Consider the following 16,004-nt stretch of genomic DNA (forward strand, 5'->3'; position numbering starts at 1 on the left):
TTAATCTAGTTAAATTGGCCTTGGGAGCGTCGCAAAGCTTTCTTTATTTCGATACACTGAATCTTTACTTTTTGCCTCAACAGACAAATATCGCGATGGCTAGCCTTCAACGTACCTTGGTAAACTTAGAAATGCTAAGTGAGGATATTAATGCATTAAATGACAATGCTATTAATTCCGCCGCTCACATAAAACTTCTGCACAATGTGTTAGAAGAACTCAAAAACGCAGAGTCATTCGTTGCCTTCGAGACAGAAGCTAGCTTTCATAAATTGTTATCTGGCTCTATGTTCGAGAATATTTTCGAAAGAAAAGGAATGGTTGGGGTTTACATTAAGCTGGTGGGATATGTGATCACCGCATGGGAGGCTACCGATAAAGCGAATGCCATCATTAGCGAGAACTTCGATTCAAGTGCGGATAAGCGGTTAGAGTTGCTTCAGGTTAAAGCTATAAAAGCGAAGTCTCAGTTGAAGACGGTAGCGTCGGCAATGGGCAAAGAAGACTATAAAAAGTTTGCTCACACGCTAGGCCTGTTTGCCCAAGAGTGGCAGTGGGATACCCTCCGCGCCAGGTTCTAACCAGCGCGAAGGGACGGTTTTAATATGCACTCATTAATATTCGTTCTAAGCCTATGGTGTGGTATTTCGGATACCAATACTTTGCTCGTTGATAACCCGAACTTCGCGTTGAGGGAAAGGGATCTCAATATCGTGCTCACGTAGTGTTTCAAAGACAGTAAGTAGCAAATCACCACCCACGCGATTCTTGCCATCGTCTACACCCTCCATCCAAAACTCGACAAACATGTTTACACCTGAGTCGCCAAAACTGTCTATTTCACAGTCCGGTAGCTCTTCAAAAGGGATATTGTCGCCACTGATCACTTGCGGGTGCTCTGATACCGCTTCCTTTATGATTTCTACCATTGCGCGGATATCTGTTTTATAAGCAACCGAAAAGTCAATGCGATATCGTTGCTTTGGATCTTTATGCGTCCAGTTTATTAGCAAAGAGCTAATAAACTTCTCGTTTGGCACTAGGATGTCTTTGCCGTCATAAGTTTCCAAAACCGCGTAGCGCATTTTAAATTCTCTAACGATACCTTTACGGCCGTCTTCCAGTTCAACGTAATCGCCAACAGTTAACGATTTGTCCAGCAGAATAATAATACCCGATATAAAGTTTGAGGCGATGGATTGAAGCCCCAGACCCAAGCCCACACCCAAAGCCCCGCCGAACACAGCTAGCGCTGTAAGATTGATCCCCATAACGTTAAGCAATAGGAGAAACACAATACAGAAAAGCGCCACTTCAAATAGCTTTGCGAACACTTCCTTCGTAGACACATCAAGAGACTTTTGATTTCTAATGATATCTTGCCCAATAGCATTAGAGCTTCGCCCTAGCCAAAATAACAAAGCGCCGAACAGGAGTACTCGAGTAACGCCGTAAGCAGAAACTTCGACATTGCCTACAGATATAGCTATCGATTCCAGTGCCGAGGTAATTAGCGGTAGCAAGCCGATAAGATGTAAAAACAAGATAGGAAGGCCTACCCAGCGCATGAAAGCGGCTATTGTGCTGTTCTCAACAAAGCCTTTGATTAAAGAGCTTACAAATAACATTAATGCAACAACAACAGCTATCTCTAATAGCCATGCATCAAACTGAAATTGTGCCCCTAATACAGTAGTAATCTTCAGGGTGCTTATGGTTATAAGCGGAAAAAGTGCTTCACCAAGGTTGTACAAAAGACCACTCATGGTATGTGCACCATTCTGTGGCTTTTCCTGCATAAGCTTAAACGGCTTTTTTACTTGTTTAGCAAGTAGATAAGCACAGCAATAAATCACAACAATGGTCGTAAGCTGGATAATGAAGCTATCAGACATCACCGATGCTTTGACTATGGCTAACTTCTCTTCTAAGTGCTGAGTTAAACTATCAACATTCATGTTTTCTACTTAATTGGTTTATCGCGCAATATAAGTGCGGATGTTGTTAATGGAGCGTGGAATTCCTGCGCGCTTTTTATCTTTAATACTAGCTAGGGTAAAGCTTTTTTCACCGAATCAACATGTATCGTTTGTTTATTCATCACTGGTCATACAGGTTTTGGCGGTTTTTTCAGCGAAATAAGGGGGGACACCACACGATTTATCCTCTTAGATATAAAGTGAAGGATAAAGGGGTTGCCTAATGCGCTGAAATTAAACGTTTTTTATATTTTATGACAGTAAATGACTTGAGCAAAGGTAATGTTCCTACTGAATGATATTTGTCGACTAGATAGAAAAAATTAAAGCAGTCAAATATTGGTAATAATAATTGGTTGACATCTGGTAAGGCCGAATTGTAATATGAATTTGTTTTCTGCTGCTTGTTTAAGCAGAGTGTGGACTAGCTTATCTATGCGCTTATACGAAAATCGGCTTGTTGAAGAGTGTAAACTTAATGGCAAACCGTAGTTTTTGTTTTGCGCTTTAAAGCAAAAATAATAAAAACAGTTACTCTCAAGAGTACCCTACAAAGCAAACAGGCTTCTTAGAAATAAGAAGCCTGTTTTATTTTGTAACAAGAAAAGTACGCAGTCGTAACTACTGTCTTAGATGAGCTATAGAGTAGAGCCCACGAGTTTCATCAGTTTTACGTTTTATCTCTTCTAATGCTTTTGCCTCGCTCGCATCAAAAAGGGCGTTGATAAGGCGATTAAAGTGCTGATGCATTGCTCGTCTTGCACCTGCAGTATCTTTGCTAGCAATAGCATCATAGATAAGCGTATGCTCTCTCAGCCTTTGCTCTTCGCCTTGTGAGCACACATCACTATAGGCAGATATAACCTGAGGGACAGTTCTTCTCAATTCCCATAAATTTTCAACTGAAAGCATAATGGCGTTATTGCGTGTCGCTTGAGAAATAATCTGATGGAAGCGCTGGTCCGCCTCGTCGGCTTTTTGAGGAGTCTGCATCTCCACAAGGGTCTGTTTCAGCGCTTCTAACTCTTCATCTGAAATAGTTGCAGCAGCAAGCGCGGCAGCTTCACCTTCGACAAGCGCTCGCGCCTGGGTAAGCTCGAATGCGCTGATCGGCTTGGTGGCTTGGCCTTGTTTTTTCTGATGCAATACATATACACCTGAACCAGTTTTTACTTCTACACGCTCTCGTACTTCCAGCGCGATAATGGCTTCACGGATAGTAGGGCGACTAACGTTGTACGTCTCCGCGAGTTCCCTTTCTGCGGGTAAGCGGCTACCTTCAGGATAAATTCCTTGATCGATTAGCGCTTCAAGTTTTTCAACTATGCTCCAGAAGAGACGACGAGTCTTCATATTTACAGCCCTTGTTTGCCTGTTGCTTACCTAAAAAGAAGAGACAATTGGTAAATTAATTCTATCTGACCATTGTATATCGAAACTAGCATAAAGCGCAAAGTCCCGAGCACTGTGCGTTGAAGCACTCTATGACCAGAAAAGTTCTTTCAATTGGTAATACATTTTATTGTTATTGGTAAAATAAATTGGTTGTTTTTGGTCTGTTTATTGGTTAGATTCTAAAACAATCAGTAACAAATAAATAACAGCATAATTGCGTTTTTGCAAAAGAAGATTGGCAATTTATGTGCGATTTATACGATTTAGCAAGGTCAGTAGCACTATCAAGGTAGATATCACCGCAGATCTTGCCAGCGAAATGGGGAATGTATGAAAGTAGCAAATGTCTGTAAGTCAGCGATCGGAATTATTACTCTCTTGGCGTTTAATACAGCGGCTTACGCCGAAGACTACTTAGTTGACTCTAAAAAAAGCTACCTCAACGCGTTAAAGAAAGTTGCCCCTGGCGATGATATCGTACTAAAAAATGGTACCTACCATGATTTTGAAATTAAGTTCAAAGCGCAAGGAAGTGAGCAAGAGCCAATTACATTGAGAGCGCAAAGCAAAGGCGGTGTTATTCTCTCCGGCCAATCAAACCTATCTATTGCGGGAAGCCACTTAATTGTATCTGGGCTTGTATTTAAAGACGGCTACTCTCCATCAGGTTCAGTAATTAGCTACAGAATAAGTAAAAACGAACTTGCGAATTATACCCGCGTCACTGAAGTCGTTATTGAAGACTATTCTAAGCCAGACAAATTTGAAAGTGACTATTGGATAGCGCTGTATGGAAAACACAATAGGCTAGATAGTTCGTACTTAGCAGGCAAGCGAAACCGAGGCGTAACTGTAGCAGTAAGGTTAGATTCAAAGGATAGCGTCGAAAACTATCACAAGATAGACAACAATTATTTTGGCTATCGACCTGAGTTAGGCTCAAATGGTGGAGAAACCTTAAGAATTGGTACCAGCCATTATTCACTTGAAAACTCTTTTACCCGAGTCGAGAACAATGTGTTTGACCGGTGTAACGGCGAAGTTGAAATTATCAGCGTTAAATCAGGCGGAAACGTTCTTCACGGCAATACCTTCATTGAATCTCGCGGTACGCTAACGCTAAGGCATGGAAACGGTAACACAATTACCAATAACGTGTTTTTAGGAAATGGTGTTCCTAACACGGGTGGAGTACGTGTAATTAATGCTGATCAAGAAGTGGCTAATAACGTGTTTAAAGGACTTACTGGCTACCGCTTTGGCAGTGGTTTTACAGTAATGAATGGCGTGCCCAACTCACCTCAAAATCGCTATCACCAAGTAAAGAATGCCAACATACACCACAATACCTTCATTGACGTTTCGCACATTCAATTGGCTGCAGGAGCAGACGAAGAACGTTCAGCGCCACCTGTAGATAGCGCTTTTGCTAACAACCTTGTTATCGCGAAAACGGTGCCTACTACATTTAGCTTTTTTGATGACATTAGCGGTATAGCATTTACAAACAATGTGGCTAACTACAGTGTAGAGAGTCAAATTGAACAAGGTTTTACGAAACGAAGCGATATACAGCTATCTTCATCGAACAGTGTTTCTCTTGAGGAAATGAAAGTAGGGGCTGACGACAGTGTTAAACCGCTTAATAAAGCAGAAGTAGGGCCAAGTTGGTATCAGAAAAAAGAGTACGAAACGCCGTTTGGTTCAGGAGATGAAATTGCTGTAGAGCCAGGTGTAAATTCGCTTTTTGAAGCGGTAGCTAAAGCGAAAGATGGCGACGTTCTCATACTTAATGATGGCGTCTATAGCGAGCAAAAAATTGTTAAGATAACTAAAACTCTTTCTGTAAAAGCAAGCAAAAACGCAAAAGTCATTATCCGTCCCCAGCGCTCTGCACTTTTTGAAATAAGTGATAATGGTTCACTGGAAGTTGAAGACGTAACGCTTTCAGGCAGTGATGCGCCAGATGCGGCTGGAAATACATTCATCCGCACTAAAAAGTGGGGCATGTTAACTAATTACCGATTCACTATGGATAAGGTGACAGTAACTGACCTAGACATAAATCATAGCTATCACTTCTTTTCAGCAGGCGCCCGAAGCTTTGCGACTTTGTTATCTATCACTAATAGCCAATTTGACACTATCTCAGGTCACGTACTGGCGTTAAATAAAGAAAAAGATGATTTAGGTATCTACAACGTTGAAGTGTTGAATTTAGGAAACAACACATTTAGCGATGTCAAAGGTGCACTAGCACTTATCTATCGCGGTGGCACCGACGAAAGTACTTTTGGGCCCAAGGTAACGATAGCTAAGAACGTATTATCGAATGTAGGTGTGGGTAAAAGAAACAAGCGAAAAGCAAGCATCTTTCTTCACGGCGTACAAAAAACACAGATTAAAAATAATGAGTTCAACGCAAGTGCGCCGGTCAAAATTGAACATACCGTTGGAGAGCCGCAAACGTCGCATAGCGGCAATACATTTAAAAATACAAAAGAAATCGACATTGTTGATTTCTTGAAAGCGAAAGACGAATGTCGCTGCCCTGGGTAAAAATGCTCAAACTAGCGCGCAACTTATGCAACGAAAAGTAATTACAGTAAAAATTAAAGACTACGAGTTCGTAGGGTGGATGATATGAGAGTTGGTTTTATTGGTGAGTGCATGGCCGAACTTAAAAAAGTAAACGGTGTATTAGAAGAAGGGTTTGCTGGCGATACCTTCAATTCTGCCGTTTATCTAAAGCGCACGTTCCCTCAATTAGATAGCTATTTTGTCAGTGCAGTAGGCAGTGACGCACTGTCAAAGGAGATGCTTGACTTTGCGCAAAGCGAGACGATTAACACACGCTTCCTGTTTACCCATCCAGACAAACATATTGGTCTTTATAAAATTTATACCGATGCCGACGGCGAACGCTCTTTTACATACTGGCGCAATGATTCTGCCGCGAAGTGCTTGATGTCTCAGCTTACTGATGACGATAAAGCCTCCATGACTGCGTTGGACTTAGTGCTATTTTCAGGTATTTCGCTCGCTATTTTAAATACTGAAGACTTACCGAAGTTTTGGCGTTTACTTGCAACACTTAAAGAAAGTGGAACCAAAATTGTTTTTGATATGAATCATCGACCAGCCCTCTGGAAGGGTAGGGACGATGCCACTGCATTGTATGAAAAAGCGTTTGAAATAGCTGATGTCGCGTTACCTGGATTAGAAGACTTTAACTTCTTGTATGGGTTTGAAACGGTAGAAGAGATAATAAACTTTTTAGCGCCTTTCTCATTTAAGCAGCTCGTTATTAAAAATGGCGCAAGCGCTGTAACACTAGTTGATGAAAACGGAGAGGTTTCAGAAGTAGGGCTAACCCCTGTTACTAATGTTGTTGACACTACCTCTGCTGGCGACGCCTTTAACGGTGTTTTTCTAGGGGCGTATCTTACGGGCGAGAGCCCAGAGGCCTGCGTAAACAAAGCCGCTAAGTGTGCAGGTTTTGTGATTCAGCACCCTGGCGCCATTGTAGATAAAAAGGCCTATGCAGACCTAGTGACATCTATCGCTTAAGTAAGTTAAAGCTAAGTATTCGAATACCAAATAAAACACTATATCGAACTTATAAGGGCATTCGCCCCTCGTATTACAAGAGACAAACCATGAAAAAAATATCAGACATTATGGGCGGCCAAACCCTGCTCCCAATCATTCAAGCCGATAATGTAGAAGACGGTGTGGCCATTGCTAAAGCAATGTCAGCTGCAGGCCTTAACACGGTTGAAGTTGTATTGCGTTCGGAAAACTCAGCGAAATGCATTACAGCTATTAAAGAGGCGCTGCCAGATATGATTGTTAGCGCTGGTACCGTAATCGATAAAGCATCTTTAGATGCTGCTATCAATGCTGGAGCGGACTTTATCGTGACGCCTGCGGTAACCGAGCGCCTGCTGACTATGCTGGTAGACTCAGGTTTACCTGTGCTGCCGGGGGTATCGAATGTATCAGATATCGTGTTAGCACGGGAACACGGATTCAGAGAAATGAAGCTGTTTCCAGCATCTTTGTCAGGTGGTGCGTCTTTCCTGAAAGCGGTAGGTGGATTATTTAAAGATACAAAGTTCTGCCCAACGGGAGGCGTGTCGCCAGAAAATTTCAACGACTATCTGTCGCTAGGTAATGTGTTTGCGGCAGGCGGTACTTGGGTTGCGAAACCTCAATGGGTAGCAGATAAACAGTGGAACCTCATCACAGAGGCATGTTCGCAAGTGTAACGAACCCGTCACCTTCCTAATTTTCATTCCTCAAAAAGCTGGCACATTCGCCAGCTTTTTGATTTTTCAGCGTATTAATTGGTGTTATAGCTTAACCGAGCTATCATTAGTGAAATAGTTCGCGCATACAACGCAGTGGCGCTAGCTTTATACAATCAGAATGAAAACGTGACTATGATCAAATTGATAGTGCTGCCTTTCACCATTGCAGCCGCCTTACTTTTGTCTGTTGCAGAAAGCCGTGCTGGTGAACTTGAGTTTTCAGGTTTTGCAAGGGCGGTTGCAGGTCAACTAGATACAAAAAAAGCTACCTATGAAGGGTATGACAACAGCATCAGCTTTTCTGAAAAATCTCTTATAGCTTTGCAGGCTGACTATTCCTACTCATCATCGTTCTCCGCTTCAGCTCAACTTCTCTTGCATACCGACGACGATAGAGAGTCAGGTATAGAGTGGTTGTATTTAACCTACGCACCTAGTGAAAGTTTTCAAATTAATGTGGGTCGGTTGCGCACGCCTTTTTTAAAGTATTCTGATGTTATTGATGTTGGGTTTGCTTACCCATGGATTAATGCGCCGCAGCAACTCTACAGCAGCTATTTGTTCTCTCAATATGAAGGCGGAAATGCAAGGTTGAGAAGGTCATTTGGCAACGTTGTTGTAGATTTTGAGGCTTACTACGGAAAGTATGAAGATGAGCTAGCTTCAAGTGGTGTCAATGTAGACGTTGCAGTAGACAATATGTTTGGTGGTGTTATTGAAGTGAACTACGGTGGGTTGCAATTAAGAACAGCCACTATCAATGCCCCCAAAGTCAAAACTACCATTGATGAAATTGCCCCATTTTTACAGGGGCTTAGAGCTGCTGGGTTCGACTCCATAGCTGAACAGTTTGATATTAACGATCGCGCGGGCTCTTTTTTACTGGGCGCCAGCTATGACACACTTAGTTGGTATGTAAGCGGTGAGTGGATGAAGGTCTCGTCTGATATCGATGTACTTGCGAATTTAGAAAGTTTTTATGTTTCATATGGCTACTATCTTGATGAGGTTCTTTTACACTTAACTTATGCTTCATCCAGACAATCCCTCAATACCATCGACAATGTAATACCTGTAGGTGTGTCGCCTGAACTCGATCAGCTTTATTTTGCAGTTGAGCAGCTAAATAGCTTTTTTCCGACGGATGATCTTGATACTTGGACTCTTGGCGCAAGGTGGGATGTAAAAACCAATATCGCACTTAAAGCTGAGCTGTCGATTCTTGATGGTAAAGAAGGTAGAACATCGTTCTATGAAGTAAAAGACAACAACTTCGATAGAAACGCTACCTTGTATCAAGTGGCGGTAGAGTGGATATTTTAATGCGAAAATATGCGCTCTTTTTTCTTTTTCTCCTCAGCTCTCGATTTGCCACAGCTCAGGAAGGAGTTTGGGTTGTTGCAAATGTTGCTGACCAAGCTTTTTCGCTTACTAAGGGTGAAGTTCGCAACCTCTTCATGAGCAGCGGAACAAACAAGAGCTATGTTTTGGCCCCTGTCGCTTTGAGCCCAGGAAATAGACTTCGCGCTGTCTTCAATGCAAAAATTATTGCTTTGCCAGAGTCGCGTATTCAATCCTATTGGGCCCAAATGCGCTTCAGTGGACGTCAAACGCCTCCCATCGAATTTAACAGTTTGGATGCTCTGATAACCTACGTTAGTAACAATGATGGTGCTATCGGATATGTTCCAGCCGACACAGAGCTACCAGAGAATATTCGGATTGTTTATCGAAGTCTTTAAATGGTTATAAGGCCTAGGATTGTTGTGTCTTCACCGTAAAGCTGTGAATTAAGTCCAGCATGGGAAGGGGTTTACTATAAAGAAAGCCTTGAAGCGTGTTACAACCATGGCTAAGTAAAAAGTTAGCTTGTTCTTGCGTTTCCACGCCCTCAGCGCAAACAGAGAAGTTTAAACTCTTAGCCATTTCAATTATGGTCTTAGTGATCATTTCTGACTGCTTAGAAGCGCCTATATTATTGATAAAGCTTCGGTCTATTTTGAGCGTATCTATATCAAACTGGGTCAGATAACTAAGTGATGAGTATCCCGTTCCAAAATCATCAAGTGCGAGTTTACAGCCTAGCTTTTTAAGTGATGCAAAGAACGTATTAGCCACATTAAAGCTATTCATATAAGCTGATTCAGTAATCTCAATCTCTAAGTTTGAAGCCGGGAGCCTACCGGTATTTAACTCATTGAGAATATAGTGTGTGACATTGTAGTTATTCAAATCATGGGTACTTAAGTTGACCGATATAGTTACGTGACTACCGAATGCTTTCATTAGCATGGGGAGTTCATGACTAAGTTGCTTTAGTACCCAAAGACTTATTAATGAAATCTTATCAGTTTGTTCTGCAATGGGAATAAACTCAGCAGGGGACACCTGACCTAACACCTCATCTTGCCAACGAAGTAAGGTTTCAAGCCCAATGACGTTTTTATTTGCATCCACCTTAGCTTGATAGCTGAGATAAAAAGCATCGTTTTCAAGTGCATCAGTGATTCGGGTAGAAATAAGAACTTTACGTTGCGTATGCGCTAACATTTCATCGGTAAACCACACATATCTTGCTTTACCATTGTCCTTAGCCTTGTACATTGCAACGTCAGCGTTAGTAATTAAGTTGGTAGCGGCATAATTGCAATCACTTGCTAGCGCTAACCCTATGCTGACACTTGAATCTAGCCTTAGTTGGTTGACCGTATGGGACTTCGATACGGTATTTACAATCTTTTTAGCTATATCTTCTAGGAGGGTGGGCGAGTCAATGTCTGGAGCGATAACGACAAACTCATCGCCGCCCAAACGCCCTAGAGTACAACTCTCACTAAGTGCGTTTTCCATTAGTGAACTAATATGTAGAAGAAACCTATCCCCTGTGTCGTGACCAAAAGAATCGTTAATCGATTTAAAACCATCTAAATCGATGAACAGTAAACCAAGTTCACAATTGTTTTTCTGCGCTTTGGTAAGTTCATTTGATAAGAGCTTCATCAAAAATTGACGATTAGGAAGTCCTGTTAACGCATCGAAATTGGCAAGTCGTTCCATCTGGGACTGCTGCTTTTGTAGCATCTCAGTTTTTTGCCGGTTAGCTTCAGACTGCGCTTTGATGTTTGTCATCATATTATTGAATGCGCGAGACAAAGCGAGCATCTCTCTCTTATCTCCTTCCTCTACCTTAGCATCATACGTTTTGTCATCTACCACACTATCCATGGTTTCAATCAGTGTACTAAGGGGGCGCATTGCTTTACGTTGCGCTCGAGCAGATATGATTAGCGAGATAGCGATAAGAAAAGCTACTGAAGGAGTAACCAAAATTATATATCTTTGTCGGCTGACTTTTAATGCTTCCTCAAGGTTAAACAGCAGCGCTAGTTTTCCCATTGGGTAAATGTCTTCGCCTACCGTTTTTATCATAATTACTTTATTAGAAGTGCGATGTAATCCTAGTGGTAAGCTTGCTATGTTGCGGTCAAAATTAGGATGCTCGGGAGATAGGGGGCTTACTTCTTGAAGATTATTAGGACCGTCTTTAAAGCCGGCGGGGCCTATATAAATATTTAAAAGCGTACCGTCACTATTGAAAATATAAGCCGCTTCAGCGTATTCATACTCATCTAAACGAAGCAGAATTTCCGTTTGGTTAAAACTGCCGGCAGGCTCTTCGATATAATCAATAAGATCGACGGCCATGTTAACGCCTAATGCATCAACTTCTTCTGAGACAAACTCAATATAAAGCTTTTCGTAGACATAAATGGACAAGCCTATGATTAGGGCACTAACTATTGAAATAGATGCAAGCGTATTGAAGGATATCTCTGACCTAAGACTTTTCAAAAAATGCTCTTTTAAGTTGTATGGACCGGCAGTAACGACTTTGAATAAAATGTAGGAAAGGGCCGTCACTTATTCACAAATTTAGTATAGACGGTTTGCGTCATTTCTTAATTAGTAATTAGATTGAAATTGTATGAAGGGGTAGAGCCATGCGCTATTTAAGTGGCTTTTGAACAAAAAATGCGCTGGTGGCCTAAGGTGTTTAGTGGTAGACTCCACGCGCAATTTGTAAGAGTAAACACCTACGTTCTTTTCTTGATGTCAAACACCAATAAGCCAAGTTGGCAATGGCGTGTCTCTTTAGGTTTTCCCAGTAATCTATAACCCCCACGGTTAACAATAAAGCACTAACGCTTATACCTTCGCGGTTAGCAACTTTTTATAAATACCTATGACAGGAGTTTATTAATGTCATTTACCCAATTAGGGCTCGCTGAACCCTTGTTAAAAGCTATTGAAAAACGAGGGTTTAGTACGCCATCACCGATCCAGGAAAAGGCAATACCAGAAGTATTGCAAGGAAAGGATGTGCTGGCGGCTGCGCAAACGGGAACAGGGAAAACCGCGGGATTTGGACTTCCTATTTTACAAAGATTAATGTCTGGCACGCCAGTATCTGGCAATAATGTTCGCGCGCTTATCCTAACACCTACCCGTGAGCTTGCTGCTCAGGTAGAAGAAAGCATTCGAGCGTTTAGTGAATTTTTGCCATTAAAGACAGCCGTGGTATTCGGTGGGGTGGGCATAAACCCTCAAATGATGAAGCTTCGTAAGGGCGTGGACGTACTAATTGCTACCCCTGGACGATTACTCGATTTGTATCAGCAAAACGCTGTGAAGTTTTCACAGCTTGAGGTATTGGTATTAGATGAAGCCGATAGAATGCTTGATATGGGCTTTATCCACGACATTAAAAAGGTGTTGAAACTATTGCCACAGGAGCGTCAGAGCCTACTTTTCTCAGCTACGTTTTCTGATGAGATTACCGCACTGGCGAAAACGATAACTCGTGATCCTGTAAGTATTTCTACCGCCCCTGCTAATACAACAGTGGACGCTGTCGAGCAACACTTGGTGACTATTGATAAGTCTAAAAAGACGACTGCGCTAATTTGTTTGATTAAACAGCAAAAGTGGCAGCAAGTATTAGTTTTCAGCCGTACCAAGCATGGCGCCAACCGAATTGCGGAAAAGCTGAGCCGCTCGAAAATTCCAAGTGCCGCCATCCACGGAAACAAAAGTCAGGGGGCAAGAACCAAAGCCCTTGCTGATTTTAAAAGTGGCGAGATTAGAGTTCTGGTGGCGACCGATATCGCTGCACGCGGCATAGATATCAGCGAACTGCCGATAGTGGTTAACCTGGATTTGCCGAACACAGCGGCTGACTACGTTCACAGAATCGGTCGTACTGGGCGCGCTGGTGCGAGCGGACAAGCTTGGTCTTTCGCTTCTGCCGAAGAATTACAGAACCTAAAAGATATCGAAACACTCATTCAAAAACTGCTCCCTCGCAAAACCCTTGAAGGTTTTGAGCCTCAGCAAGCTGTACCTGTTACCACGCTTTCTAAGCCGAAGAAGCCCAAAAAACCGAAAAAACCGAAAGCATCTCAAGGTGATAGCGGTGCAGGCAAGTCAACTGGCGGTAATAAGAAAGCGGGACAACGACAGGGCAACCGTAGTGGAAATGGTAGCTCTCACGGGGGCAAGCCAAATACACGTAACAGTGGCGGCGGTAAACCTAAAGGACAAAGACAATCAGGAAGCGAAGGTACTGCTAGACGACCTGCTAAACGTAGAAATAGCCAGTCGAACAGTTCGACTAGTAATAGGGCTTCAAACAGCGCTGAAGCGTAAAAAATTGTATTATTATCAGTAAAATGATACTTGATTGATAAAGGGCCTTTGTATAAAAGGCCCTTTTTTGATGTTCCCTAAAAACTAATGTTTTAGTTATGTTCCCATGAAAACGGGTTGTAATGGCGCAGCGCCGGCGTGGTGTTTACTCCGTTGCTATTCTCAGCGTCTAGCGTGAGCTCAGCACGTTTAATGAGTGTCTGTTGTAGCTCAGTACGAAAGCCTTTGGTTTCTTTCCATAGCTGGTTAAGCCCTTCTGGAGTATCGCCTTGTAAATCTTGTGCAAGCAGGGGCCCAAGCTTGTCATACGCGCTTTGAAGCCTAATTGCCTGCTCTTTGTTATAGGCGGCTTCTTCATCTGTTGCTTTCCAATTAATAAGTGGAGCTTTTTGCGCAGCTGTCATAGCAGGAAAACGGGAAAAGTACGTTATGTACTCTGACAAAGGGATGCTATCGGCCCGCCCCCAAATATCCATCGTCGTTCTGTTTAACAAAGCACTGGTTTTAGGCTCAACAACCATCACAGTTGGCGTTGCGTAGTAAATCGGATAGTTGAATCGCTCGGTTATATTTCTTCTGTCTTCAAGCGTTCCTACGTCAACAAATACAGTTTCATAGTGGGCGCGTAGAATAAGATCCATTTCCTTTGTTGCAAAGCGCTCAGCTAAGCCTGTGCTGTCATGGCACCACTGTGCTCCCATGACAACCAGAAGCAGCTTGCTTTCCTCCACAGCTCGTTGCTGCGCGTTAACCACGTCTTGATAAGGTGACGAAGAAGGGGCGTAGGTATAAGGGGGTTCATTCTGGGTGCTTACACAGCCATTTAGAATAGAGAAAGCGGCTATAAAAGTAGCTATGGCTAAGCTGTGCTTAATCAACTGGGCTTGACGTTTAAAGAAAGTGTTTTGCATACAATGGTCAAAATAGTAGTTAAATCAACAACAATGTAGCATAAAAAGCAAAGAGAAAAGCGGTAATTGACCGTAGTAAACTACCGCTTTAGCAGGTCGGTTTAAGCTGATACAGGAATCAGCTTCATGTTGATATTCCCAACACCCTCGAAAGTGACTGTAGATGTGGCACCAGCCACTGTGTCATGTACGCCAGTAATAGCGCCTGAGCAAATCATACAGCCTTTTGGAAGTGTAATATTCCGCGCTGCAGCTTGGTCAATTAAATAAGCAACAGCCGCCATAGGCCCGCGTAATACGTTGTTTGATGGTGCCGTATTAATGTGATCTTTATTAATGAACACAGATGTCTGCATATGCTCAATCACTGTATCCCACGACGCTATAGGGGCGCCAATTACCATACCTTGGTTTACGCCAAAGTCACTGATGATGGCAGTGGGGCCATAGCTATTTAAATCAATAACAGGGCTACTGGCAATCTCGACACCAGCATACACAGCTTTGATTAGGTGCTTTAATGGACCCTTGGTATCAATTGAGCCGGGCGTAATTTCATCTCCCAGTTCAAATACCAGTTCGGCTTCAACAGCAACCATACCGCCAGCGTAGACTTCTAACTCAACAAATTCATCGTCTGCATGAGAACGACCGATGAAATGGGTAACCGTTTTAAAGATTGGGCCCATTAAGCGCTCTGCGCCCATCTGATCGCGAAGTTCGGGGATCACCATGCCTACTTTCCAGCCGGTGATCTCGTCGTTCCACTGTTCAAGCGACATGTCTTGAACGCGGTAGGCCGCGTCCAAAGTTGTCGGAACATCACCTGGAAAAGTTTCTAATACAGTGGCTTGCTTGCGTGCGTTAACCAGGGTATTCGAAAGCGTTTTCAGGTCGTCTTCTGTAAGTGGTTTATCAGGAAACATCGTGACGATTAAATCCCGAGTGCCTGACCGCCACCAATTTGAACGGTTTCAGCAGTAATAAATGACGCATCTTCACTTACCAAGAAAGACACTACAGACGCAACCTCTTCAGGCTGCCCTAGGCGACCAAGCATGATGTTATCTTTCCAAGAAGCAAATACTTCTGGCTTAGTCGCTTTAATTTGCGCATGGAAAGGCGTATCAATGGTGCCAGGAGAAACAGCATTTACACGAATACCTGCTGGTGCAAGTTCTTTAGCAAGTGCACGGGTCAAAGTATGTACCGCACCTTTTGAAACACCATAGATACCCGCACCAGGGCCACCAGCGTTCCAACCAGCATTAGATGTGTAATTTACGATAGAGCCACTGTCAGATTTCTTTAAGTAAGGAATAGCTGCACGAGAAACGAAGAACGCACTATCAAGGTTCAGTGCCATAACAAAGCGGTAAAACTCTGTTGTCATTTCTTCCATTGGGCTGCGTCCGCCAAGGCCGCCGGCGTTATTAATGACTGCGTCGATCTTGCCGTATTTATCGCCAATCGCTTTTACGTTTTTATCAACTGCTTCATCGCTTGTAACGTCAAAGCCATAGTATTCTGCTTCAATACCTAAGTCGCTAAGCTCTTTTACACGCTCTGCGCCCTTATCGTCTTCAATGCCATTTAAAACAACAGTGAAACCGTCTTGGCCAAGTCTTTTAGCAACTTCAAATCCGATGCCGCCTGTTGCTCCAGTTACCAGTGCTACTTTCTTCGTCATAACAATAACT

Annotated in this window: 13 protein-coding genes; 7 read left to right on the forward strand and 6 right to left on the reverse strand. The window is 42.8% G+C overall.

Annotated elements, in window-relative coordinates:
• Positions 1-95 precede the first annotated feature (95 nt).
• Positions 96-581, forward strand: coding sequence for a hypothetical protein (locus ACYTPF_RS11940; protein WP_179984534.1), 486 nt, complete (start codon positions 96-98; stop codon positions 579-581).
• Between the two features lie 51 nt (positions 582-632).
• On the opposite strand, the gene ACYTPF_RS11945 is transcribed toward ACYTPF_RS11940, so the two are convergent.
• Together ACYTPF_RS11945 and ACYTPF_RS11950 are read right to left on the reverse strand one after the other, a co-directional pair.
• Positions 633-1,958 carry a mechanosensitive ion channel family protein gene (locus ACYTPF_RS11945; protein WP_179984533.1) on the reverse strand — a complete coding sequence of 442 codons (1,326 nt, stop codon included), beginning with the start codon at positions 1,956-1,958 and terminating at the stop codon, positions 633-635.
• 642 nt (positions 1,959-2,600) lie between these two features.
• On the reverse strand, positions 2,601-3,332 hold the full coding sequence (locus tag ACYTPF_RS11950) for a FadR/GntR family transcriptional regulator (RefSeq protein WP_179984532.1): 732 nt from the start codon (positions 3,330-3,332) through the stop codon (positions 2,601-2,603).
• A gap of 372 nt (positions 3,333-3,704) precedes the next feature.
• Here ACYTPF_RS11950 and ACYTPF_RS11955 point away from each other — a divergent pair, with 372 nt between their 5' ends.
• The 5 genes from ACYTPF_RS11955 (at position 3,705) to ACYTPF_RS11975 (ending at position 9,429) form a co-directional block, all read left to right on the forward strand.
• Positions 3,705-5,933 (forward strand): polysaccharide lyase 6 family protein, encoded by a 2,229-nt coding sequence (locus ACYTPF_RS11955; protein WP_461852348.1) that lies wholly within the window; start codon positions 3,705-3,707, stop codon positions 5,931-5,933.
• A gap of 84 nt (positions 5,934-6,017) precedes the next feature.
• Entirely contained in the window at positions 6,018-6,944 is a 927-nt protein-coding gene (locus ACYTPF_RS11960; RefSeq protein ID WP_461852349.1) for a sugar kinase, read from the forward strand.
• 89 nt (positions 6,945-7,033) lie between these two features.
• On the forward strand, positions 7,034-7,645 hold the full coding sequence (eda, locus tag ACYTPF_RS11965) for a bifunctional 4-hydroxy-2-oxoglutarate aldolase/2-dehydro-3-deoxy-phosphogluconate aldolase (RefSeq protein WP_179984529.1): 612 nt from the start codon (positions 7,034-7,036) through the stop codon (positions 7,643-7,645).
• Positions 7,646-7,819: 174 nt separating this feature from the next.
• Entirely contained in the window at positions 7,820-9,010 is a 1,191-nt protein-coding gene (locus tag ACYTPF_RS11970; protein ID WP_461852350.1) for a hypothetical protein, read from the forward strand.
• Positions 8,998-9,429 (forward strand): hypothetical protein, encoded by a 432-nt coding sequence (locus ACYTPF_RS11975; RefSeq protein WP_461852351.1) that lies wholly within the window; start codon positions 8,998-9,000, stop codon positions 9,427-9,429. The genes ACYTPF_RS11970 and ACYTPF_RS11975 overlap by 13 nt, the downstream gene beginning before the upstream one ends.
• 13 nt (positions 9,430-9,442) lie before the next feature.
• On the opposite strand, the gene ACYTPF_RS11980 is transcribed toward ACYTPF_RS11975, so the two are convergent.
• On the reverse strand, positions 9,443-11,539 hold the full coding sequence (locus ACYTPF_RS11980) for an EAL domain-containing protein (protein ID WP_461852352.1): 2,097 nt from the start codon (positions 11,537-11,539) through the stop codon (positions 9,443-9,445).
• Positions 11,540-11,947: 408 nt separating this feature from the next.
• Between ACYTPF_RS11980 and ACYTPF_RS11985 the strand changes: the two genes are divergently transcribed.
• The gene (locus tag ACYTPF_RS11985; RefSeq protein WP_461852353.1) at positions 11,948-13,393 is read left to right on the forward strand and encodes a DEAD/DEAH box helicase; all 1,446 of its coding nucleotides are present in this window, start codon (positions 11,948-11,950) and stop codon (positions 13,391-13,393) included.
• Between the two features lie 92 nt (positions 13,394-13,485).
• Here ACYTPF_RS11985 and ACYTPF_RS11990 read toward each other — a convergent pair whose 3' ends face one another.
• From ACYTPF_RS11990 to ACYTPF_RS12000, 3 genes are all read right to left on the reverse strand, one after another.
• Positions 13,486-14,304, reverse strand: a complete 819-nt coding sequence (locus tag ACYTPF_RS11990) for a thioredoxin family protein (protein WP_461852354.1) — start codon at positions 14,302-14,304, stop codon at positions 13,486-13,488.
• 101 nt (positions 14,305-14,405) lie between these two features.
• Complete coding sequence (locus ACYTPF_RS11995; protein WP_461852355.1) at positions 14,406-15,230, reverse strand: 2-keto-4-pentenoate hydratase; 825 nt, start codon at positions 15,228-15,230, stop codon at positions 14,406-14,408.
• Positions 15,231-15,238: 8 nt separating this feature from the next.
• A complete protein-coding gene (locus tag ACYTPF_RS12000; protein WP_179984524.1) occupies positions 15,239-15,994 on the reverse strand; it encodes an SDR family NAD(P)-dependent oxidoreductase in 756 nt (251 codons plus the stop codon).
• Between the last annotated feature and the right edge of the window lie 10 nt (positions 15,995-16,004).

This window comes from Alteromonas sp. HB246098 (assembly GCF_054890645.1).

Coding starts and splice junctions, on each gene's coding strand:
- ACYTPF_RS11990 (WP_461852354.1), bottom strand. CDS start 14,304: ATGCAAAACACTTTCTTTAAACGTCAAGCCCAGTTGATTAAGCACAGC.
- ACYTPF_RS12000 (WP_179984524.1), bottom strand. CDS start 15,994: ATGACGAAGAAAGTAGCACTGGTAACTGGAGCAACAGGCGGCATCGGA.
- ACYTPF_RS11985 (WP_461852353.1), top strand. CDS start 11,948: ATGTCATTTACCCAATTAGGGCTCGCTGAACCCTTGTTAAAAGCTATT.
- ACYTPF_RS11940 (WP_179984534.1), top strand. CDS start 96: ATGGCTAGCCTTCAACGTACCTTGGTAAACTTAGAAATGCTAAGTGAG.
- eda (WP_179984529.1), top strand. CDS start 7,034: ATGAAAAAAATATCAGACATTATGGGCGGCCAAACCCTGCTCCCAATC.
- ACYTPF_RS11960 (WP_461852349.1), top strand. CDS start 6,018: ATGAGAGTTGGTTTTATTGGTGAGTGCATGGCCGAACTTAAAAAAGTA.
- ACYTPF_RS11995 (WP_461852355.1), bottom strand. CDS start 15,230: ATGTTTCCTGATAAACCACTTACAGAAGACGACCTGAAAACGCTTTCG.
- ACYTPF_RS11970 (WP_461852350.1), top strand. CDS start 7,820: ATGATCAAATTGATAGTGCTGCCTTTCACCATTGCAGCCGCCTTACTT.
- ACYTPF_RS11945 (WP_179984533.1), bottom strand. CDS start 1,958: ATGAATGTTGATAGTTTAACTCAGCACTTAGAAGAGAAGTTAGCCATA.
- ACYTPF_RS11950 (WP_179984532.1), bottom strand. CDS start 3,332: ATGAAGACTCGTCGTCTCTTCTGGAGCATAGTTGAAAAACTTGAAGCG.
- ACYTPF_RS11955 (WP_461852348.1), top strand. CDS start 3,705: ATGAAAGTAGCAAATGTCTGTAAGTCAGCGATCGGAATTATTACTCTC.